The sequence below is a fragment of the Arthrobacter sp. UYCu712 genome (genome assembly GCF_040547005.1).
In the GTDB taxonomy this organism is placed as follows: Bacteria; Actinomycetota; Actinomycetes; order Actinomycetales; family Micrococcaceae; genus Arthrobacter.
The window spans coordinates 85,269-104,873 of record NZ_JBEPOZ010000010.1; the positions used below are offsets into that span (position 1 = coordinate 85,269).

Annotated in this window: 18 protein-coding genes and 2 pseudogenes; 6 read left to right on the top strand and 14 right to left on the bottom strand. The window is 68.9% G+C overall.

The window, feature by feature from the left end; all coding sequences use genetic code 11:
• Window positions 1-140: 140 nt before the first annotated feature.
• The gene (locus tag ABIB51_RS11960) at window positions 141-299 is read right to left on the bottom strand and encodes a hypothetical protein (protein ID WP_354188331.1); all 159 of its coding nucleotides are present in this window, start codon (window positions 297-299) and stop codon (window positions 141-143) included.
• A gap of 29 nt (window positions 300-328) precedes the next feature.
• Window positions 329-637: pseudogene (locus tag ABIB51_RS11965) on the bottom strand (substrate-binding domain-containing protein); the annotation flags it as partial.
• Window positions 638-923: 286 nt separating this feature from the next.
• Between ABIB51_RS11965 and ABIB51_RS11970 the strand changes: the two are divergent.
• Window positions 924-1,529, top strand: coding sequence for a Gfo/Idh/MocA family protein (locus ABIB51_RS11970; RefSeq protein ID WP_354188213.1), 606 nt, complete (start codon window positions 924-926; stop codon window positions 1,527-1,529).
• Window positions 1,530-1,711: 182 nt separating this feature from the next.
• Here the strand turns inward: ABIB51_RS11970 and tgt are convergent, their stop codons facing one another.
• From tgt to ABIB51_RS11995, 5 genes are all read right to left on the bottom strand, one after another.
• Window positions 1,712-3,001: a tRNA guanosine(34) transglycosylase Tgt gene (tgt, locus tag ABIB51_RS11975; RefSeq protein ID WP_502916122.1), complete on the bottom strand. Its 1,290-nt coding sequence runs from the start codon at window positions 2,999-3,001 to the stop codon at window positions 1,712-1,714.
• Between the two features lie 42 nt (window positions 3,002-3,043).
• Window positions 3,044-3,769 (bottom strand): SRPBCC family protein, encoded by a 726-nt coding sequence (locus ABIB51_RS11980; RefSeq protein WP_354188217.1) that lies wholly within the window; start codon window positions 3,767-3,769, stop codon window positions 3,044-3,046.
• 47 nt (window positions 3,770-3,816) lie between these two features.
• Window positions 3,817-4,866, bottom strand: a complete 1,050-nt coding sequence (locus tag ABIB51_RS11985; protein ID WP_354188219.1) for a DUF6707 family protein — start codon at window positions 4,864-4,866, stop codon at window positions 3,817-3,819.
• A gap of 118 nt (window positions 4,867-4,984) precedes the next feature.
• Window positions 4,985-5,524: an NUDIX hydrolase family protein gene (locus ABIB51_RS11990; RefSeq protein ID WP_354188221.1), complete on the bottom strand. Its 540-nt coding sequence runs from the start codon at window positions 5,522-5,524 to the stop codon at window positions 4,985-4,987.
• Window positions 5,525-5,526: 2 nt separating this feature from the next.
• Window positions 5,527-6,138: an RraA family protein gene (locus ABIB51_RS11995; RefSeq protein WP_354188223.1), complete on the bottom strand. Its 612-nt coding sequence runs from the start codon at window positions 6,136-6,138 to the stop codon at window positions 5,527-5,529.
• Here ABIB51_RS11995 and ABIB51_RS12000 point away from each other — a divergent pair.
• A pseudogene (locus tag ABIB51_RS12000) lies at window positions 6,107-6,964 on the top strand (M20/M25/M40 family metallo-hydrolase); the annotation flags it as partial. The gene ABIB51_RS11995 and the pseudogene ABIB51_RS12000 sit on opposite strands and share 32 nt — an antisense overlap.
• A 7-nt stretch (window positions 6,965-6,971) precedes the next feature.
• On the opposite strand, the gene ABIB51_RS12005 reads toward ABIB51_RS12000, so the two are convergent.
• A complete protein-coding gene (locus tag ABIB51_RS12005; RefSeq protein ID WP_354188225.1) occupies window positions 6,972-7,724 on the bottom strand; it encodes a VOC family protein in 753 nt (250 codons plus the stop codon).
• A gap of 91 nt (window positions 7,725-7,815) precedes the next feature.
• Between ABIB51_RS12005 and ABIB51_RS12010 the strand changes: the two genes are divergently transcribed.
• Both ABIB51_RS12010 and ABIB51_RS12015 read left to right on the top strand, forming a co-directional pair.
• Window positions 7,816-8,415, top strand: coding sequence for a YdeI/OmpD-associated family protein (locus ABIB51_RS12010; RefSeq protein WP_354188227.1), 600 nt, complete (start codon window positions 7,816-7,818; stop codon window positions 8,413-8,415).
• 86 nt (window positions 8,416-8,501) lie between these two features.
• On the top strand, window positions 8,502-9,302 hold the full coding sequence (locus ABIB51_RS12015; RefSeq protein ID WP_354188229.1) for a phosphatase PAP2 family protein: 801 nt from the start codon (window positions 8,502-8,504) through the stop codon (window positions 9,300-9,302).
• Here the strand turns inward: ABIB51_RS12015 and ABIB51_RS12020 are convergent.
• From ABIB51_RS12020 to ABIB51_RS12040, 5 genes are all read right to left on the bottom strand, one after another.
• On the bottom strand, window positions 9,255-11,180 hold the full coding sequence (locus ABIB51_RS12020; protein WP_354188231.1) for a glycogen debranching N-terminal domain-containing protein: 1,926 nt from the start codon (window positions 11,178-11,180) through the stop codon (window positions 9,255-9,257). The genes ABIB51_RS12015 and ABIB51_RS12020 overlap by 48 nt on opposite strands.
• A 51-nt stretch (window positions 11,181-11,231) precedes the next feature.
• Entirely contained in the window at window positions 11,232-12,422 is a 1,191-nt protein-coding gene (locus ABIB51_RS12025) for an ABC transporter ATP-binding protein (protein ID WP_354188233.1), read from the bottom strand.
• Entirely contained in the window at window positions 12,419-14,008 is a 1,590-nt protein-coding gene (locus ABIB51_RS12030) for an ABC transporter permease (RefSeq protein ID WP_354188235.1), read from the bottom strand. Before ABIB51_RS12030 ends, ABIB51_RS12025 begins: the two co-directional genes overlap by 4 nt.
• Before the next feature lie 5 nt (window positions 14,009-14,013).
• Window positions 14,014-15,069 (bottom strand): iron ABC transporter substrate-binding protein, encoded by a 1,056-nt coding sequence (locus ABIB51_RS12035; protein WP_354188237.1) that lies wholly within the window; start codon window positions 15,067-15,069, stop codon window positions 14,014-14,016.
• A gap of 163 nt (window positions 15,070-15,232) precedes the next feature.
• Window positions 15,233-16,507 carry a glycoside hydrolase family 76 protein gene (locus tag ABIB51_RS12040; protein ID WP_354188239.1) on the bottom strand — a complete coding sequence of 425 codons (1,275 nt, stop codon included), beginning with the start codon at window positions 16,505-16,507 and terminating at the stop codon, window positions 15,233-15,235.
• A 197-nt stretch (window positions 16,508-16,704) separates the two neighbouring features.
• Between ABIB51_RS12040 and ABIB51_RS12045 the strand changes: the two genes are divergently transcribed.
• A complete protein-coding gene (locus ABIB51_RS12045) occupies window positions 16,705-17,538 on the top strand; it encodes an SDR family NAD(P)-dependent oxidoreductase (RefSeq protein WP_354188241.1) in 834 nt (277 codons plus the stop codon).
• On the top strand, window positions 17,535-18,755 hold the full coding sequence (locus ABIB51_RS12050) for an acyl-CoA dehydrogenase family protein (RefSeq protein WP_354188243.1): 1,221 nt from the start codon (window positions 17,535-17,537) through the stop codon (window positions 18,753-18,755). Before ABIB51_RS12045 ends, ABIB51_RS12050 begins: the two co-directional genes overlap by 4 nt.
• 7 nt (window positions 18,756-18,762) lie before the next feature.
• Here the strand turns inward: ABIB51_RS12050 and ABIB51_RS12055 are convergent, their stop codons facing one another.
• Window positions 18,763-19,602 carry a DUF1684 domain-containing protein gene (locus ABIB51_RS12055; protein ID WP_354188245.1) on the bottom strand — a complete coding sequence of 280 codons (840 nt, stop codon included), beginning with the start codon at window positions 19,600-19,602 and terminating at the stop codon, window positions 18,763-18,765.
• Window positions 19,603-19,605 lie beyond the last annotated feature (3 nt).

The following is a 19,605-nucleotide window of genomic DNA, read 5'->3' on the forward strand; positions in this document are numbered from 1 at the left end:
CCACCAGCTTCAGCTGCCGTGGGCGTGGGCGTGAGGCTCCGCCGTCGATATGTGGAAAACGCGAAGTCGCCGGACCGCTGCCAGATCGCCGGTAGTTTACGGCGAGCCCGGGCGCTTCCGGCGAATTCGACGGCGGAAACTCACTCGGGAACCCGGGCCGTGGTGCCGCGGACGACGAGGGCCGGTACGATCAGCTTGCGCTCCGGCTCGAGGGCGGGGTCCTGGATCCGCGCCAGCAAGGTGTTTGCCACATCGGCGCCGACAATGTCGCTGCGGTTGTCCACGGACGAGATGTCCACCGGGACCTGGCCAGCTGGGAGTTGTCGTGGCCGATCACGGAGGGATCGGCCGGGACGGACAAGCCGCGTGCCTTGGCTGCAGCGAGGGCAGCCAGGGCCATGGCGTCGTTGGCCGCGAAGAGGGCTGTTGTACCGGGGCGGTGGTCCAGTATCCAGCAGGCGGCCGCGTAGCCGTCCTCCTCCGCGGTCCCCTGGGGCTCGCCGGCGATCCGGACCTGTGCGCCGGCCTCCAGGAGGCGGCTTCGGAAGCCTTCGCGCCGACGGGAGGCGGCACCTCCGGAGCCCGACAGGTGACCGATGCTGGTATGGCCGAGGCCCAGCAAGTGGTCCGCTGCCATGCGTCCGCCCGCATCGTCGTCGTTCGTGATGAGGCCGGCCCCGGCGGGGACCCCGTCCCGCCTCGGGCCGAGGTCGCCGCGGATTTCCCGGGGCTTCCCGTCTACGCGAGCCTTGCGGAGCTGCTCGACGCCGGGGTGGACGCCGTGACCATCACAACGCCCCGCACACCCGCCAGGAGCTGGTGCTGGCGGCCATTGCGGCCGGCGTGCACGTCGTCGCGGACAAACCGTTCGCCCCCGACGCCGCCCCGGCACGGGAGTTGCCGAGGCGGCGCGGCGGGCCGGGGTGGTCCTGAACGTCTATTACAACCGCCGCCGCGACGCGGATATCCTGACACTGGCCGGCGTCATTGCCTCGGGTGGCCTCGGAGAAGTGTGGCGGGTCCACTCGATGATGGACCAGGACGCCGCCGCCACCCTCGAGACCGGTGTCTCCGGCGGGCTCCTGCGCGAGCTGGGCAGCCACCTCGTGGACCAGATGCTATGGCTGCGGGGCCCGGCAACCCACGTTCACGGCGCCCTCGACTGGACGGACCGCTTCGGCGAGACCACCGACTGCGGCCTCTTCGTGACCCTGACGCATGCGTCCGGAGCCGTCTCCACAGTCTCGGCCAGCAAAATCAACCATTCGACCACGCGTGAACTGCGCGCCTACGGCAGCACGGGCAGCTACATTGCCTCGGGCGCGGACGTCCAGGCCGAGGCCCTGGCCGCAGGCCGCCGCCCGGCCCTGGAACCTGACATATGGGGGATCAATGTTCCGGAAAACTGGGGGACCCTCGCGGTAGCCGGCGGCCGCACCCAGGTGGCCTCCGCGCAGGGCAACTACGCCCGGTTCTACACCGAGTTCGCCCGGACCGGCGCCTGCCGAGGAGGGAGTGCGGACCCTTGAGGTCCTCGACACCGCCCGGCTCAGCGCCCTGGAGAACAGGGTCGTGGAGCTGGGTGGACAGGACGCGCAGAGCGCCGCCGTCGTTCGCTTCGAAACACGCGAGGTCGCCGGAAAGCCGCCAGATCGCCGGAAACTTCCGGCGATCTGGCACGGTTCCGACGACTTCGACGCCGGGACGCCCCCTAGGAGTAGTAGTTCGCCAGGGTCTCGGCCTTGAACTCGAAAAAGTTTCCGGCCTCAATGGCCAGCCGGGCGTCGTCGACCATTTTCACAACGAAGCGCTCGTTGTGGATCGAGATCAGGGTGGCCGAGACCATTTCCTTGGCCTTGAACAGGTGGTGGATGTAGGCCCGCGAATAGTTCAGGCAGGCGTAGCAGTCGCAGCCTTCCTGCAGCGGTCCGAAGTCGCGCTTGTACTTGGCGCCGGAGAGGTTGTATCGGCCGGAGGGGTGGTAGAACGCCGAATTCCGGGCCACCCGGGTGGGGGAGACACAGTCGAACGTGTCCGCGCCGTTTTCAATGGCGGTGAAGATGTCGTCCGGTTCGGAGATGCCCAGAAGGTGCCGCGGCTTGTTCTCCGGCAGTTCCTCGTTGCACCAGCGCACGATCGTGCCGAGGTTTTCCTTCTCCAGCGCCCCGCCGATGCCGAAGCCGTCGAAGTTCATGGCGCCGAGATCCCGGCAGGCCTTCCGGCGCAGGTCCTCATACTGGGCGCCCTGGATGACCCCGAACAGCGCCTGGTACGGTTTGCCGGCACGCTCGGACGTCAGCCGGAAGTGCTCGGTGATGCACCGTTCGGCCCAGCGCCGGGTGCGTTCCAGCGACTCTTCCTGGTACCCGCGGGAGTTCTGCAGGGTGGTCAGCTCATCGAACGCGAACATGATGTCCGCGCCGATCTGGTGCTGGACGTTCATGGAGATTTCGGGGCTGAAGCGGTGCCGGTCGCCGTTGAGGTGGCTCTTGAACCACACGCCTTCCTCGTCCACGTGGGCCAGGCGTTCCTTGCCGGGGGCGACGGCGTCGTCGGGTCCGGAGTTGTCCACCGATTTCATGTCGATGACTTTCTTGAACCCCGAGCCCAGGCTCATCACCTGGAACCCGCCGGAGTCCGTGAAGGTGGGCCCGGGCCAGTTCATGAACGCGCCCAGCCCGCCGGCCTCGTCCAGGATGTTCGCGCCCGGCTGCAGGTACAGGTGGTAGGCGTTGGCGAGGACGGCCTGCGCCCCGAGCTCGGCGATGGATTCCGGCAACACTGATTTCACCGTGGCCTTGGTGCCGACGGCAATGAACGCGGGCGTCTGGATCTCGCCGTGCGGGGTGGTGATGGTGCCGGTGCGGCCCAGGAACTCCCCGCCGTTGCGGGCCACCTGCGCGGCCGACGGCGAGCAGCTTTCGCTCAGGCGTTTGCCCACGTGGAAGGAGAACTCGGATTGCCGGGCTGGCGCGGAGGGCAGAGAATCGGACTCAGGAATGGCTGGCACCGTTCAAGTGTGCCAGCTAACAGCTTCCGACCCTTAGTGCAGCGCATCCGATGTGGGGTAGTTCTCAGCCCGCCATTTGTTCCAGTGGCTGCGGACGGCTTCCAGCTGGTGGGCGCCCAGATCGTAGCTCGAGACGATCACCAGGGAGCCGCCGTCGGGCCGGACCTCGGGGATGGCCGGCTGGTCCGCCATAATCACCAGGCCCTCGCCGTGCTCAGCGTAGCTGTGCACGGTCAGCCCGACCTGATGATTGCTCCGGAACCAGACCTTGCCGGAGACTTCCTCGCCGGTGGCCAGCGTGAGAGAATACGGTTCGCCCGGGGCGGGCACATTGCCCAGGCCCAGCTTGTCGATGATGGACCCTTCGGATCCGGGGACGGAGAAGAAGAAGGTCCGGCGGTTGCCGTGCGGATGCCGTTCGAGGGCGAAGCGGAGCTGCTGGAGGAACGTCAGCCAGCCCTGGGTGATGTCCTCGTCCCAGGCGGCCCACTCGGAGTTGTGGTCGAGTGCGGCCCGGATGACGCTGACTTCGGTACCGGCGGGGACCGGCTTCAGGGTGAAGACGTCCCCGCCGTCGACCACGAGGGACGTATGGTCCGCACTCTCGATCACCTTGGGGCTGAAATAGATCTCATTGATCTCGGCGGCCTGGTCATCAGCTTGCCAGCCGTGCCACTGAGCCACTTTGGACGGTTCGCGCAGCATTGTCCAAACCTGCTGCGCGTCGGAGTTGATCACAACGCTCAGATTGTTCGTCATGGGCCGAATGTACAACTACCGGCCGCGACGGGGTAGGGGCAAATGCTTCAGGCGCGCACGGATTCGAGTTCGTTGCCGATGCGGCGCTCCAGCTCGGGGCCGCCGACCGTCTCCGAGCCGCCGTGGGCGCGCAGGAACAGCAGCGCCTCCAGCCGGAGCAGCCGCCATTCCCGTTCTGCATCCGGGTTCGAGTTATCGATAGCGCGGAAGATTTCCTTGTCGTACAGGTTCGGTTCGTTGAGCGAGCGCTGGCGGACCTTGGCGTTCATCCGGGCCTTGAACGCGTCGGGTTCCATGGCGTCGGGCGCGCGGAGGAACTTCTCGTAGACTGCCGCGCGTTCCGCCTGCCCGAGCTGGCGGCAGATGTAGCTGGACAGCGCGAGCGCCGCCTCGACCGATGCCCATCGGCCGGGATTCCCGTCGAAGGGCAGGACGTTGAGGAGGTCGGCGATCGCGAGGGCGTTCTCGGCGTCCTTGCGGAGGATAAAGAGCTCGTGCGCCAGATCGCTGAGGTCCTTGAGGCAGCTCCCGGACTTGGTGTTGATGCCCTTGGTCAGCCGTTCGGTCAGCAGCTGCACCCCCGCCGCATCCGGGTACGCCGCGGCCACGGCTTCCACGACGGACTCCGGCGTGCCTTTGAGGGCTGGGATCAGGGCCAGTTCCTCCTCGCTGGGGCCGGTCGCTGCAGGCGGCGCGGGCGGCAGGGGAGGTACGACGACGGCGGAAGGCACCGCGGGTGCGCCGGTGCCGGTCCCGCCTGCGGTGTCCTGCGACGCGTCCGGCACGGTCTCGCTCGCGGTGTCCGGGGCGTCCGCGCCGTCGGCTGCGTCAGCGGCAGCGCCGGAGGCTGCGTTCTCGCCTGTGCCGGGGCCTGCCATGTCCAGGACCTTGACGGCGGAGCCGGCAGCGATGCGCAGTACGCCGCCGCCGGTGAGGGTCGCCAAGACCATGGCGCGCGTGCCGAAATCGTCGGATTCCACGTCCACGTGCTGGATCTCGGCAGTGCGTTTGCCGTCGGGAAGAAGCAGATGCTGGCCGCCCTGTAGGGATCCAGCCTGTTGTTCGCTGTAGTTCCGGGAGGCTGGTGGGTGGGTCATCTGGAGTCCTTAAATTCTCTTACGGTCCGCCCAACAGTCTACAAAAGCCACCTGTGAAGTCGGGGACGCGGGGGTACCTCCGGGAGTCCCGGGACCGACACGAGGGCTCCGGCAGGCGTCAGTTGCCGACGCCGGCGAAGGCCAGCGCCTGCCGGATGAGCGCGCCGCGGCCGCCACTGAATTCCAGTTGCACGTCCGAGCTCATCACTTCCTGCGGGGTCATCCAGGTCAGCTCGAGGGCGTCCTGCCTCGGCGAGCAGTCTCCGGTGACGGGGATGATGTAGGCCAGGGCGACGGCGTGCTGGCGGTCATCCGTAAACCCGGTGTGGGACGGGGACGGGAAGTATTCGGCCACAGTGAACGGCACAGGGCTGATGGGTAGCTGTGGGAACGCCAGCGGGCCGAGGTCTTTCTCCATATGGCGCAGCAGGGCGGCGCGGATGGTCTCGCGGTACAGCACCCGGCCGGAGACCAGGGAACGGATCATGTTGCCGTCCTCGTCGGCCTGCAGCAGGGTGCCGACCTCGTTCACGAACCCGAGGGGATCCAGCCTGACCGGTACGGCCTCGACATAGACCATGGGCAGCCGGCCGCGCGCCTCGAACAAATCATCGTCGGAGAGCCAGCCGGGGTTCGGGTCAGGAGTGCGAACGTTCATGGTTAAGTTCTACCGCATCCCTGACCCGTTCCCCGCCGTCCGTCAGATCGCCAGCACCGATTCCAGCGGCTCGCCGGTGGCGAGCCGGCCAGCAGCGCCGGTTCGGCGGCGTCGGCGGCCAATGCCTGCCCCAGGACTTCGGACGCCACCTCCGGGGACAGGACGATCACGCCGTTGTCGTCTCCAAGCACCCAGTCGCCCGGATTGACCTGGATGCCGCCGCACTGAACGGGGACGTTCACCGCGGAGCCGCCGCAGTGCACCCGTTTGGTGGTCAGGCACGAGGTTCCGCGGGCAAAGACCGGCAGGCCGGCGGCGCGGAGTTCCAGGATGTCGGTGGCCACGCCGTCGACGACGACGCCGGCGGCGCCTTGCGCAGTAGCCGCCGCCGCGGTGACGGCGCCCACGGGCGCGTTCCGGTGGTCACCGGACATGTCCACGACCAGCACGGCGCCGGGGTTCAACTCCAGCAGGGCACGGTTCATGGCGTAGGCGCCGTGGTCCGCGATGCGGACCGTGACCGCCGGGCCCGCCACCTTAACGCCGTCGAGCAGGGACCGGATGGCCGGATCCACGAATCCGTCCGAGGAGGGCTCGCGCTTCAAGCCGTCCATGATGGGCTCCTCCGTTCACACCGGCAAGCTCGATCTCGAGGCCGCGCTGGCCACCACGGAAACGGCCGGAGTCTCCGTCCGCGACGCTCTGGACGCGATCGCTGCCGGGGCAGCTACGAGGGCCCCGAATCCGCGTACTGCGCCGAGATCCACATTGAGGAGGGCCGGAGCATGGAGCGCGAAGGCATCACCATCGCCCTGGTGAACTCCAACTGGGCGGCCAACAAGTACGAGTTCGTGGTCCACGGCGAGCAGGCCCACACGGGCTCCACCGTGATCGCCGACCGGAAAGACGCGTTGCTCGGTGCGTCCATGATGGTGGTCGCTGCCCGGGAACTCGCCGACGCCTTCCCGGTGTGCTGCACACCTCCGTGGGGCAACTGAACGTCTACCCCTACTCGCCCGTCGTGGTGCCGTCCCGGGTGAGCCTGCTGCTGGACCAGCGCAGCGCCGACGAAGCCGTCCTCGCCGAGGCCGACACCCTGCTGCACCAGCGGATCGCAAAGATCGAGGAACAGGCGAACGTCACGGTGGAACGCAACCACGCCCACTCCTGGCCGGAGACCCCGTACCAGCCCGAAGGCGTTGAACTCGCGGCCAAGGTGGCGGCCGGCCTCGGCCTGGCGAACAAGCAGGTCAAGACCCTGGCGGGGCACGATTCGACCAACATGAAGGACCTTGTCCCGACCGTGATGCTGTTGTGCCCAGCGTGGACGGGATCTCCCACAACGAGCACGAATACACCACGGACAAGGACACCGTGGGCGGACTGACGATGCTCACCGAGGTCGTCAACCGGCTCTGCAACGGCGTGCTGGAGGACTGACCCCGGGTCAGGCACCCGCCGGTTTCGCCGAGATCCAGAGCGTCGCCCCGTTGGGGTTGCCCGGCAGATCGGCCGCGTCGGGGTTGGCCACGTGCAGGCTCCGTCCGAACGCCTCTTCCGTCATGCTGACCCGGTGGCCCGCGGCCTCCAGCCGGTCCCGCAGGGCACCGAGGTCGCCGGTGTATTCAAAGCCCAGGCCGGACCGGGCGGCGCCGCCGGCGGGCCGCACCATCAGCACGCCGCCGTTCTTCGCCGTGAAATCCGCGGTTTCGTCGTCGTCCGGCGCCGGGCGCAGCCGGGCGCCCATGGTCCGCAGGGTCCGCGCGGCGGCGGCAGCGTCCGGCGTGAACCAGACTTCGACGACGGCGAGGGCAGGATCGGCGTCCGCGCACTGCGCGCCGTGCGCAGCCTTGTCCGCGAAGAAGCCGAACCCGTCCTCGCCGGTAATGCGGCAGGTGTCGCCATGGTCGGCCCGGAGCAGCTCCGCCGGGGAGTTCCCGTCCTCCGCCCCGGCCGCGTTGGTGCGGCGCGCGAACTCGGCAAGGTCTCCGACCTCGACGCCGAAGTCGGTGGTTCCGTCGAGGGCGGTTCCATCCTTCGTGGCCCGGGCCCCGACCCGGTGCAGCGCCAGCCGGCCCGAGCCGGCGTCGAATTCCTGCCAGTCGCCGTCGTCGGTGGTCTGGACCATGCCCACCACGGTGAGGAGCCGCGCCCACTGGTCCGGCCGGGAGGTGTAATGGATGGGGCGGACACGCAGCATGGGGGACTCCTGGGTGGGCGGCAACGGAGGACACCGGCCATAATGCCATGCCGGGCCTTGAGCGGGGAACCAGCAGGAGCACAATAGTGCTATGGCTGTTGAACTTGAAGAACTGCTGGTTAAGGACGCCGCCGAATGGCGGGAATGGCTGCAGGAGCATCATGCGGACAGCCCCGGGGTGTGGCTGGTGCTGCACAAGAAGGGCGGCTCGGTGACCGAGCTAAACTACGAGGCCGCGCTGCAGGAAGCGCTCTGCTTCGGCTGGATCGACGGCCAGGGCCGGCGGCGGGACGCGGAGACTTCCTTCCAGCGGATGACCCGGAGGGGCGCCAGGAGCGTCTGGTCCGCGCGGAACGTGGACCGGATCGGACGGCTCGAAGCCGCGGGCAGGATGGCGTCGGCGGGCCGTTCCGCCGTCGACGCGGCCAAGGCGGACGGGCGGTGGGAAGCCGCCTATTCCGGGGCTTCGACCGCCGAAATGCCCGAGGACCTGGCTACGGCCATCGCGGCCGAGCCCCGGGCACAGGCCATGTTCGACGTCCTGACCTCGGTGAACCGCTACGCGCTGATCTACCGGACCAACGCGGTCAAGCAGGCCTCGACGAGGGAGCGGAAGATCGCCGGGTTCGTGGAGATGCTGGCCCGCCACGAGACGCCGTATCCGCAGGTCAAACGCCCTGCGGGCTCCTGACCGGCTCCTGACTTAGTGGCCGGGTCCAAGGGAACTCCCAGCGGCCGTCCGGGATGCGGGCAGGTCCCGGTGGCAGAATCGGGCAGATGCCTACTGCCCAGCGCCTGACGCGCGCCCCTGAAACCTCCCCGGTGCCCTCCCGGCGCCGGCAGTTCTTCATCGCCGCCGGGCTGCTGGTGGCCGGTGACACCCTGTTCTGGGCCATGCTGGCGGCGGTTCAATCGGACAGCGGGATCGCGGCCTGGGACGGGCCGGTGCACGACGGGCTGGTGGCGTCCCGGAGCCCGATGGCCACCGCGGTCCTGGCGGCCGTGTCCACCGTGACGTCACCGCTCTGGATGAGCGTGATCGGGGTCGCTTTCGGCCTTGCCTGGGCCGCCTGGAAGCGCGAGCTCTGGCGTCCCGCCCTGCTCATCGGTGCCATGGCGGCGACGTTCGCCCTGTCCACCCTGATCAAACACGAGGTGAACCGGGCAAGGCCCGCTGCCGGCGATTTCCTGATGGGCCCGGACGACGCGCTGTCCTTCCCCTCGGGCCACACCTTCGGGGCCGGGGTTTTCCTGCTGGTCCTCGCCCACCTGTTCGTAGCCGGCCGGGGGAAGCGTTCGACGGCGGTCCTCGCCTTTGCGGCGGCCGGCGCCGGAACGGTGCTGGTCGCCATTAGCCGGCTCTACCTTGGCTACCACTGGCTGACCGACGTGTTCGCCTCCCTCGGGCTGGCGGTGGCCGTCACCGGGATCGTCATCCTGGCGGACGGGCTGCGGACTGCCCGGAGCTCCCGCCAGTCCGGGGCCGTCGCCGACGGGCAGTCTTCCGACGCCCGCGTAGAAGACGCCCGCCTAGAATCCGACTCCCATGGCCTGGGCGACCACGACGGCCGAAGCTGAGGACCAGGCCTGCGGATGGCATGACGCCGGGTACGGCACCGCATGGCCGGACTCGCCCGCCGGCACGCCGGCAAAAAGTTCCGGGAGGCGGTGGCCGAACGTGCCGGCGGCTGCCAGCAGGCCCTCGGCGAGGGTCCGGGCCTCGGGGAGGAACCCCTCGGCGAGCAGTCCGCGGACCGCGACCGCCGTGTCGTGGCTCCAGACCGAGCCGCAGTGGTAGCTGAAGGGCCAGAATCCCGCGGCGCGCCGCGACATCGTATGCACGCCGTAACCGGAGAACAGTTCCGGGCTGAGCAGCCGGTCGGCGACGAGCCGCGATTCCGAGGCGTCCAGGATCCCGGTGCCGAGCAGGTGTCCCATGTTGGAACCCGGCACATCCAGCGGATCGCCGTGGCCGTCCAGGGCCATGGCCGGGAACGGCCCGCCGTCGTCCTCCACCCAGAAGCGTTCCCGGAACGCTTGCTGCAGGGCCTCGGCGAAGTCCCGCAGCTCCTGGCCGCCGGGTTCGCCGTAGGCGTCGAACAGTCCGGCCGTTTCCACCGCGGCCTGGTAGGCGTAGCCCTGCACTTCGGAGAGCGCGATGGGGCCGTCGGCCTGGCGTCCGTTGCGGAACTGCATGGCGTCCCGGGAGTCCTTCCAGCCCTGGTTGCTCAACCCGTGCCCGGAGGTGTCCTGGTAGCTGAGGAAGCCGCCCTTCGGTCCCGCGTGGCCTGCGTTTCCGGCAGCCAGGAGCCATTCGGCCGCCCGTGCCGCGTTGGGCAGCAGATCCCGGACCGCGGCGTCATCGGTGCCGGCGCGCCCCAGTTCGCCGAGCAGGCACAGCCACAGCGGGGTGGAATCCACGGCGCCGAAGTAGATGGGCGGCAGGCGCAGGCCCTGGCTCTCCAGCACCAGTTCCTTGGACCTTAGTTCGTGCAGGATTTTTCCGGGTTCCTCGGCGGCTGCGGGATCGGTCCGGGTGCCCTGGAAGGCGGCCAGGGCGCGCAGCGTCCCGGCGGCCAGCCCGGCATCGAGCGGCAACAGCATGCGCGCCGCCCACAACGAGTCCCGGCCGAAGAGGGTGAAGTACCACGGCGCGCCGGCGGCGAGGAAGGGTGCGTCCGGCAACTGTCGGGAGGCCAGCCGGAGGCCGGCCAGTTCGTCGAGGGAGTTGTCCAGGAGCAGTCCCAACGCCCCGGGCGGCTGGGCGCGGGTCCGCCGCGAGGCGGGGGGACGTGCGGCCACCACGGCATCGTCGTTGTCCGCCAGGACGGCCTGCCAGCCGGCCTCGAACGGCCGTCCGCGCCCCACCGTTCCGCGCCAGAGCAGCCGTTCGCCGGGGGCGACGTTGCCTGGGGCGGCCACCGTAAGCGTCCGGGCGCCGTCGCGCCAGCGGAGGGCGGAGTCGTCCGCTGCGAACGGCTCGAAGGGTTCACGGAAGCGGCTGAGCCGGATCGCGGCCATGTCGGTGAAGTCCGCGGCCAGCTGCACCTCGAGTTCCACGTCCAGGGTGTCCAGCGAGGTGCTGATGTGCAGTGAGTGCCGCACCACACCCGGGGTGACGGTCCAGGTCTGCACCAGCTCGACGGCGGGGTCCTCGGTGGGTCCCGGAATGCCGCGGACCAGTCCCCGGACCCGCAGCACGCCGCCGGCCTCGGCCTCGACCGTGGCCGGTTCGGGCTCCAGGCCGTTGACCCGCACCCCGGCGCGGCACAACATCCGGGTGTCGCCATGCAGCAGCCCGGTGAACCAGCCCGCGCCGGCGCCGTCGCTACTGCCGTCGCCTGCGGCTGAGGCGCCGGGCGTGCCGCCTCCGAGCCGCCCGTCGGCGTCGAGCCACAACTGGGTCGGTGCGGCGATGGAGCAGTGCTGGCGGTGGAGCGCAGGCTGAACAGTCATGCGCCCACCCTATGCCGGGGCGGGTGCGGGCTCAATGGACGACGCGGGCCGCTACTCGGGCGTGGCGTCGTCCATCGGGAAAGCGACGGCCTCGCCCACCACGCGCAGGCACAGCTCGGTGCCGGGACGGGCAATGGAGGCATTCCAGTGCCGGATGGTGATGATTTCACCGCCGCCGGGGTAGCGGTGGTCGGCCACGGCACCATCGGCGAGGACCGGGGGGACGGCAAGCTTGAGCCGGACGGTGGTTTCCGGCCCGAAGTAGTCGGTGTCCACCACAACGCCGCGGATCGGCCCGTCCTCGGCGATCCGGATCTGTTCGGGGCGGAGCATCAGCTGCACGCGGCCCTGGGCAGGCGGCCGGCGCACCGGGATGCCGCCCAGCGAGCACGTCGCCAGCGAGCCTTCCATCCAAGCGTCCAGGATGACGGCGTCGCCCAGGAATTCCGCGGTGGCGCGGTCCGCCGGGCGGGTGTAGACGACGAAGGGGTTGCCGATCTGCGCCAGCCTCCCGCCGCGCATCACCGCCACCTGGTCCGCGAAGGAGAGCGCCTCGGCCTGGTCATGCGTGACCAGGATCGTGGTGACACCGGCGTCGCGCAGGACCTTGGCCACGGCCCGGCGCGTCGCCACCCGTAGGCCGGCATCCAGGGCGGAGAAGGGCTCGTCCAGCAGCATAAGTTCGGGTTCGCGGGCCAGGGCACGGGCCAGGGCGACGCGCTGCTGCTGCCCGCCGGAGAGCTGGTGCGGCCGGCGCTTGGCCATGGCCGCATCGAGGGACACCATTTCCAGCAGTTCCGCGACCCGGGACTTGACGCCCCGGTGCCCGCCGGGAAGTTTGGCCGCGTCGAGGCCGAAGGAGATGTTTTGTCCGACGGTCAGGTGCGGGAACAGTGCGCCGTCCTGGGCCACGTAACCAACGTGGCGCTTGTGCGCCGGGACCCACACGCCGCCGCCGGCCACTTTGCTGCCGTTGAGGGAGATGGTGCCGGTTCCGGGGTGCTCAAAGCCGGCGATGAGGCGCAGCAGCGTGGTCTTGCCGGAACCGGACGGGCCCACGATCGCGGTGGTCCCGCCCTTTGCCACCGCGAGGTTCACGCCCTTGAGGACGGCCTGGGACCCGAAGTCCTTGGTGACCGCATCGATCTCCAGGTGGCTGTTGGTGCTGGTCGCCACCGAAGCGGCGATCCGCGGTTCCGGACGCCGGGAGGGGGCCTGACGCAAGGGGTAGGAATCGGTCACTGTCCCGCTACTTTCTTGGACTGCTGGAAGAGGAGATAGGTCATCGGAGCCGAGATCAGGATCATCAGCAGGGCATACGGGGCGGCGCCGGCGTAGTCGATTTCGCTGCTCTTGCTCCAAAACTCGGTGGCCAGGGTGCGGGTGCCGTTGGGTGAGAGCAACAGTGTCGCCGTCAGTTCGTTCACGATCGCGAGGAACACCAGTGCGGCGCCGCCCGCGGCCGCGGGCGCGGTGAGGCGCAGCGTCACCCGCAGGAAGGACAGCAGCGGCGGCTTGCCGAGCGCCTGGGCGGCTTCATCGAGTTCCTTGGGCGCCTGTGCCAGGCCCGAGCGGATGTTGACCAGTGCCCGCGGCAGGAAGAGCAGCACGTAGGCCGCGATCAGGAGTCCGGTGGTCTGGTACATGCCGGGCATCAGCCGGATGCTGACGGTCACGAAGGCCAGGCCCACCACAATCCCGGGCAAGGAGCTGGTGACGTAGTTGGACAGTTCCAGCGTCTTGCTGAACCAGCTGGGGTGCCGCACCGCCAGGTAGGCCATGGGGAACGCGACGGCGGTGGTCACGAGGGCGCCTGCGAGGCCGTATCCCAGCGTCTGGAGCAGGGCCGGCAGGAACTCCTCGGCGGCCCAGATGTCCGGCCCGCCCGCGACGATCCAGCGCAGCACAAACGTCAGCGGCAGCCCGAAGGCCAGCGCCGCGAGGGCCAGCAGCGACAACTGCGCCGGGAGCTGGTAGGCGTGCAGGGGCAGGCGCAGCGCCTTGGCCTGGGCGCCGGAGCCGATCCGGGCGTACCGGGCGCTGCCCCGGCTGCGGACCTCGAGCACCAGCAGGATCAGGCAGAAGAACACCAGGACACTGGCCAGCATGTTTCCGGCCGTGCCGTTGAAGGTGGACTGGTACTGCACCATGATCGCGGTGGTAAACGTATCGAAGCGGATCATCGCGAAGGCGCCGTATTCGGCGAGCAGGTGCAGGGCGACCAGCAGCGCGCCGCCGGTCATCGCGATCCGCAGCTGCGGGAGCACCACGCGGAAGAAGGTCCGCCAGGCGCCGAGGCCCAGGGAAGCGGCGGACTGCTCGATCGCCGGATCCAGGCGGCTGAGCGTCGCGGCGGCCGGAATGTACACCAGCGGGAAGTAGGACAGTGTGGCGATCAGGACGCCGGACCAGAGGCCGCCGAGCGAGGGCACCGCGGAGACCCACGCGTAGCTGTTGACGAACGCGGGGATGGCCAGCGGGGCGGCGAGTAGCACGGCCCACCACTTGTGGCCGAACAGGTTGGTGCGCTCCACCAGCCAGGCGCCGCCGACGCCCAGGAAAAGGCACAGCGGCACGGTGATCACCATCAGCAGCACTGTGTTCAGCAGCAGCTCGCCGACGCGTTCACGGAAGATCAGCGGCATGGCGGTGTCCCACCCGGTGGCGCCCGTCATAACGATGACGTAGCCGAGGGGAACCAGCGAGAACAGGGCAATGAGGACCGCAAGGATCGCTACGACAGAAACGCCGAATAGCGGGCGGGGGCGTTTGCCCCTGCCCGCCGTCGTCGTGCTCCCGGAGGTTCCGGGAGCCAGCTTGCTTATCACTCGGGTTACAGCAGTCCTGACTTCGTCATCAGCTCGTTGACCTTGGCGGAATTGAGCTTGGCGGGATCCACCACCGGGGCCTGGAGGTCCTTGAGCGGCACGAGCTTCTCGTTGGCCGGAACATCGGAGGCAATGGCGTACTCGAAGGAGGTGCCCTTCTGCAGGACTTCCTGGCCCTTCTTGCCGGTGATGAACTTCAGGAAGGCCTGGGCGGCCGCCGCGTTCTTGGAGGACTTGATCACGCCGCCGCCGGAGACGGACACGAAAGCACCCGGGTCCTGGTTCTTGAAGTAGTACGGCGTGACCTTGTTGGAGTTCTCGCCCGTCTTTGCCTGGTCGCCGTAGTAGTAGTAGTGGTAGATCAGGGCGGCATCGACTTCGCCGGCGTTGACGGCCTTCATCGCGGTGCTGTTGCCCTTGTAGGGCTTGGAGTTTTCCTTCATGCCCTTGAGCCACTCGTCGGTGGCGGCTTCGCCCTTGAGCTCAAGCAGTGCGGAAACGATTGCCTGGAAGTCAGCTCCGGACGGTGAGGCGGCCCACTTGCCCTTCCACTCCGGCTTGGCCAGGTCCAGCATGGACTTGGGGAGCTGGTCTTCGGTGAGCTTGGACTTGTCGTAAACCAGGACGGTGGAGCGGGCGGCAATGCCGGTCCACTTGTTGGTGGAGGGACGGAAGTCGGCGGGGACCTGGTCGACGGTGGTCTTGTCCACGTCGGCGAACAGTCCGGCATTCTCCACCTGCGCCATTGCGGGTGAGTTTTCCGTGAGGAACACGTCGGCCGGGGAAGCTGCGCCTTCCTGGATGATCTGGTTGGACATTTCGGTGTCCGAGCCCTGGCGCAGGGTTACCTTGACTCCGGTCTCGGCCGTGAAGGCGTCCACCCATTCCTTGGTCAGGGATTCGTGCTGCGCGTTGTAGACCGTGATCTCGCCAGCAACTTTGGCGTCGGCAGCAGCGCTGCTCGCCGCGGGGGTGGAGGTTCCGGCGCCGCAGGCGGCCAGGCCAAGTGCGGCTGTGGCGGCGAGTGCGATTCCGGCAATCGCGTTGGTACGGATCTTCATGGGGCTACTTTCTACAGGGAATTCGTCAGGGGCCCGGTCCCCGTTAGCGGGGAACTGAGGGCATGCTCACTGAGAAAAACTGTAGGTTAGCCAACCCTAAGGAACCAAGCCGAGGGTGTCTTAAGTGATCAGGATCACATGAATTAAGTAACTCTGGCGTGACTTATTTCAGATCCTTGGTTACGTTGCCGGGCGCGGTTTCATCCGGCACCGCCGGGTCGGCTCCGGTGCCCGCCACCGCGGCCTTCCCTCCGGTCTTTCCGGCGATTGCCGCGGCGGCTTCCAGCACCATCCAGGCCTGCAGCTGGGTGGAAAGTTCGACGGCGGCGCCGGCCGGGTAAGTGCGGCGCGCCGGCAGTTCCGGCCGGGCCGAGAACAACAGCCGGCCGCCCTTGCGCGCCAGAAGTTCCTGGGCCGGGATGATGCGCCGGCCTTCCCACAACGCCTCGGCGGTGTCGTTGACCAGCGCGGCGGCGGCTGCGCGGGTGCCGGCCGGCAGGCGGTCGTCGATGGCGGCGAGTGCCAGGTAGCGGACGAGGATCCCGGTGAAGAGGCCGCCGTCGCCGCTTCCTTCGCCGCGCAGCACGGTGGCGGGGCGATCCAGCAGCGGGGCGGGGACGGTGAGGCTGCGTGCCGCCGACGCCACGAGGGCGGACGCGCGCTCCAGGTTGGCGGTGCCGCCGAGCTCCAGCAGGGCGCCGAGGACCGGTCCCTGGTTGTAGGTGTAGATCGCGGATTCCAGCACCACTTCGCCTGTGCCGGAAATGCGCAGGCCGTCCTGGTACATGCCTTGTTCCGGGTCGTACAGCCGGGCGTCCAGCCAGTCCAGCAGGGCCTGCGCCTTGGCTGCCTCGCCGGTGCGGGCGTAGTAGAGGGCCACCGGGGCGGTGGCCGGGGTGTTCTTGAAATCCCGTTTCTTGCTCCAGAACGTGCCGCCGCCGAGGTCGTCGGTGGAGGCCGAGTCGAATTGCAGGGTCAGGTTCGCCAGGACTTTGGCGTTGCGCCGCCGGCCGGCGGACCTGCGGGTGTCCTCCGCGAGATCCTCCAGCCGCAGCGTGGCGAGGGCCAGCCAGGCCATGTCGTCGAAGTAATTGTTGACGAAGGTGAGGAAGTTCCGCAGCCGGATGCCGGTGACCAGCTCGGAGGCGAGCTGGCCCGCGCTGGGCCGGTTCTCGCCGTCGAACCTTCCGCCGGGGTGGTCGGCGCTGCCCAGTTCGCGGCGGCCCGCGTCCACCAGGCAGTCCACATAGTGCGCCTGCCACCAGTAGTGCCAGGGCCGGGCGAGGTTCTTCAGCCGGCCCGAGGGCCGCACGACCGACGCGATGTGGGTCCCCGGCAGGAAGAAGAGCCGCTGCCCGAAAAGCCTGGTCACGGAGCGCGCTGCTTCGTCGGCGCGGAACGACCAGTTGGGGGCGGTGGAGGCGTCTGCTGGGGTCATGGATCAAGCCTAATGGCGGCGGCGCTGCCGGAGCGGGAACTTCGCAAGGGGTGCGGGCGAGGCGAATTTCAGTTAACATTCACTAACTAATGTTCCCTGCCGCCGGTGATCGCCGCAGCTATCGCCGCAGGTACGGAGGCCGCAGCCCGCTGGGCGCGGTCCGCGGCCGGGGGCAGGTTCCACATCAAGGAGGATGCATGGACGTCAAAGGTACTGTTGCGCTGATTACCGGCGGGGCCTCGGGACTGGGCGCGGCGACAGCCAGGCGGCTGTTCAACGCCGGAGCCTCCGTGGTGCTGGTGGACCTGCCGGGCTCCGCCGGGGACACGTTTGCTGCCAAGCTCAATGCCTCGGGAACGACCCACCCGGACCGCGCGGAAGCCGGGACGGCCGCGAACCCCGCCAACAAGGCCGTTTTCGTCCCCGCCGACGTCACCAGCGAAGAGCAGGTCCAGGCCGCCGTCGACGCCGCCGTGGCGCTCGGGCCGCTGCGGATCGTGGTCAACTGTGCCGGGATCGCGACCCCGGGCAAGGTACTGGGCCGCGACGGTGTGCTGCCGTTGGAGACCTTCAGCCGAGTCGTCCAGATCAACCTCGTCGGCACCTTCAACGTCATCCGGCTGGCAGCGGCGGCCATGGTGGCCACCGAACCCGCCGAGACCGGACTGGGCGGACCGGAACGTGGCGTCATCATCAACACCGCCTCCGTGGCCGCCTTCGACGGCCAGATCGGCCAGCCCGCCTACGCCGCCTCCAAGGGTGCCGTCGCGGCCATGACGCTGCCGATCGCCCGCGAGCTGGCACGCTCACTGGTCCGCGTCGTCACCATTGCCCCTGGCATCTTCGAGACCCCCATGATGGCCGGCCTGCCGCCGGAGGCCCAGGATTCCCTGGGCCGGCAGGTGCCGCACCCGTCCCGGCTGGGCCGCCCCGACGAGTACGCGAACCTCGTCGCGCACGTTGTGGACAACGCCATGCTCAACGGCGAGACCATCCGCCTTGACGGCGCCATCCGGATGGGGCCCAAATGATGCAGACCGGGCTGGCCCCCGCCTCACCGGCGTCCACGGCCGGGCTGCCCACCGCCGACTTCTTCGGCTTCGAATCGCTGCTCAGCGCCGCGGAGCAGGCAAAACTGGCGGAACTCCGGGAGTTCCTCGCCCGCGACGTCGCCCCCTTCGCCACGGACTGGTGGAACAAGGCCGAGTTCCCGGCCCACATCCTGCCCAAGCTGGCGGCCCTGGAACTCAGCGCGCCGGCGCAGCGGGGCTACAGCAACCTCTTCGCGGGGCTGGTGATCGCCGAAATGACCCGCGTGGACACCTCCCTCGCGACGTTCTTCCTGGTCCATCACGACCTCTTCGTGGAGTCCCTCTACGGCTTCGGTTCCGAGGAGCAAAAGGCCCGCCTGCTCGACGACGCCGCCAACCTCCGGACGACGGGCGCCTTCGCGCTGACCGAGCCGGAGCACGGCTCGGACGTCGCCGGCGGGATGGAGACCCGCGCCCGGCGGGTGGCCGGGGGAGCGGCCGACGGTGGTGACTGCTGGGTGCTCAACGGCGCCAAGCGCTGGATCGGCAACGGGACGTTCTGTGACTACATGCTGGTGTGGGCCCGCGACGAGGCCGACGGCGGCATCCGCGGCTTCATCGTGGACGCGACTCTGCCCGGGGTGAGCCGGAGCAGGATCGAGAACAAGATCGCGCTGCGCACGGTGCAGAACGCGGACATCGTGTTCGAGGACGTGCGGGTGGCCGAGACGGACCGCTTCGCGGGGATCAACAGCTTCGAAGACACGAATGAACTGCTGCGCGGCTCACGGATCATGGTCGCCTGGCAGGGCGTCGGCCAGCAGCTGGCCGCCTTCGACGTCGCCCGGCAGTACGCCGTCGAACGCCAGCAGTTCGGCCGCCCGCTGGCAAAGTTCCAGCTGGTCCAGCAGCAGCTGGTGACGATGCTCGGCAACGCAGTGGCGAGCATGGGCATGATGGTGCGGATCGCCCAGCTGCAGGAGCAGGGTGCCGCGGACATGCCCCAGGTGGCCCTGGCGAAGTCCTATGTCAGCGCCCGGATGCGTGAAACCGTGGCGATGGGCCGGTCGCTGCTGGGCGGCAACGGGATCGTCACCGACTACCGGATGGCCAAGATCTTCTCCGATGCCGAGGCCATCTACACGTACGAGGGCTCGTACGAGATCAATACCCTGATTGTGGGCCGCGCCGTCACCGGCGTGTCCGCGATCGTGTAGGAACCGCCTAGAACATGGCGGGCTCTTTCTCGCCGGCTTCGATCCTGTAGTCCAGGCTGTTGTTCTTCACCGGCATGGGGCAGGTGCCGTACGGGGTGAAGGCGCTGGGGTAGTTGATGGCGCGGTTGAAGTCCAGGATCACTGTCCGGTCTCCTTGGGAATCGACGCGCGGCCGGGCGGTGGCCACCTTGCGCCACTCGTCGGTACTTTCCCCGTTGGTCTCGTCGTGGAACGTCACCGTCAGGGCGCCGAGCTTTTCCTCCTCGGCCTGCAGATGGAATTCGTGGTCCTTGCCGGGCAGCCGGAACACCAGTTCGCCCACCGACCGGTGCACGCCGTCCACCAGCGGGTTGGCGGTGCCGGTCGGGACGTCGACGGGTTCCGGATACGGGATGAACTTCGCCTCGACCACTAGGTCCGGCCGGTAGTCGAAGACGGGCACGCCGTCGAACTCCGTGATCACCGGCGACTGCGCATCCCGGGTGCGGATGGCGTACTTGTCCGCCCGCATGGCCAGCTCCACCACCACCTGCCGTCCGTCCGCGCCGCCGTACTGGACCCACATGAGCGATTCCTCGTCCGCGAGCCGCGCGCTGATGGTGCCGTCCACGGCCGCGCCGCCGTCCACGAGGCTGAGGCCCTCGGCGGCGGACGCGGTGAGGAACGCCGTCGTGCCGTCCGTGGACCACAGCCCCGGTGCAAGGTCGACGGCGGACGGCTCGCCTTCCAGCCACTGGAAGGACGTCAGCGTCAGCCAGCCGTGGTCGCTGGCGAGGGCGGTGTTGCGGCTGTTCCGGAAGCGCTGCCAGCGGGAAAGCTGGGCGTCAGGATCTAAGTTGGTGCTCACGGG

What these genes read in the sequence shown, in the direction of transcription:
- ABIB51_RS11980 (WP_354188217.1), bottom strand. Translation starts at nt 3,769, where the DNA reads ATGACGAACAATCTGAGCGTTGTGATCAACTCCGACGCGCAGCAGGTT.
- ABIB51_RS11985 (WP_354188219.1), bottom strand. Translation starts at nt 4,866, where the DNA reads ATGACCCACCCACCAGCCTCCCGGAACTACAGCGAACAACAGGCTGGA.
- ABIB51_RS11990 (WP_354188221.1), bottom strand. Translation starts at nt 5,524, where the DNA reads ATGAACGTTCGCACTCCTGACCCGAACCCCGGCTGGCTCTCCGACGAT.
- ABIB51_RS11995 (WP_354188223.1), bottom strand. Translation starts at nt 6,138, where the DNA reads ATGGACGGCTTGAAGCGCGAGCCCTCCTCGGACGGATTCGTGGATCCG.
- ABIB51_RS12005 (WP_354188225.1), bottom strand. Translation starts at nt 7,724, where the DNA reads ATGCTGCGTGTCCGCCCCATCCATTACACCTCCCGGCCGGACCAGTGG.
- ABIB51_RS12010 (WP_354188227.1), top strand. Translation starts at nt 7,816, where the DNA reads ATGGCTGTTGAACTTGAAGAACTGCTGGTTAAGGACGCCGCCGAATGG.
- ABIB51_RS12015 (WP_354188229.1), top strand. Translation starts at nt 8,502, where the DNA reads ATGCCTACTGCCCAGCGCCTGACGCGCGCCCCTGAAACCTCCCCGGTG.
- ABIB51_RS12020 (WP_354188231.1), bottom strand. Translation starts at nt 11,180, where the DNA reads ATGACTGTTCAGCCTGCGCTCCACCGCCAGCACTGCTCCATCGCCGCA.
- ABIB51_RS12035 (WP_354188237.1), bottom strand. Translation starts at nt 15,069, where the DNA reads ATGAAGATCCGTACCAACGCGATTGCCGGAATCGCACTCGCCGCCACA.
- ABIB51_RS12040 (WP_354188239.1), bottom strand. Translation starts at nt 16,507, where the DNA reads ATGACCCCAGCAGACGCCTCCACCGCCCCCAACTGGTCGTTCCGCGCC.
- ABIB51_RS12045 (WP_354188241.1), top strand. Translation starts at nt 16,705, where the DNA reads ATGGACGTCAAAGGTACTGTTGCGCTGATTACCGGCGGGGCCTCGGGA.
- ABIB51_RS12050 (WP_354188243.1), top strand. Translation starts at nt 17,535, where the DNA reads ATGATGCAGACCGGGCTGGCCCCCGCCTCACCGGCGTCCACGGCCGGG.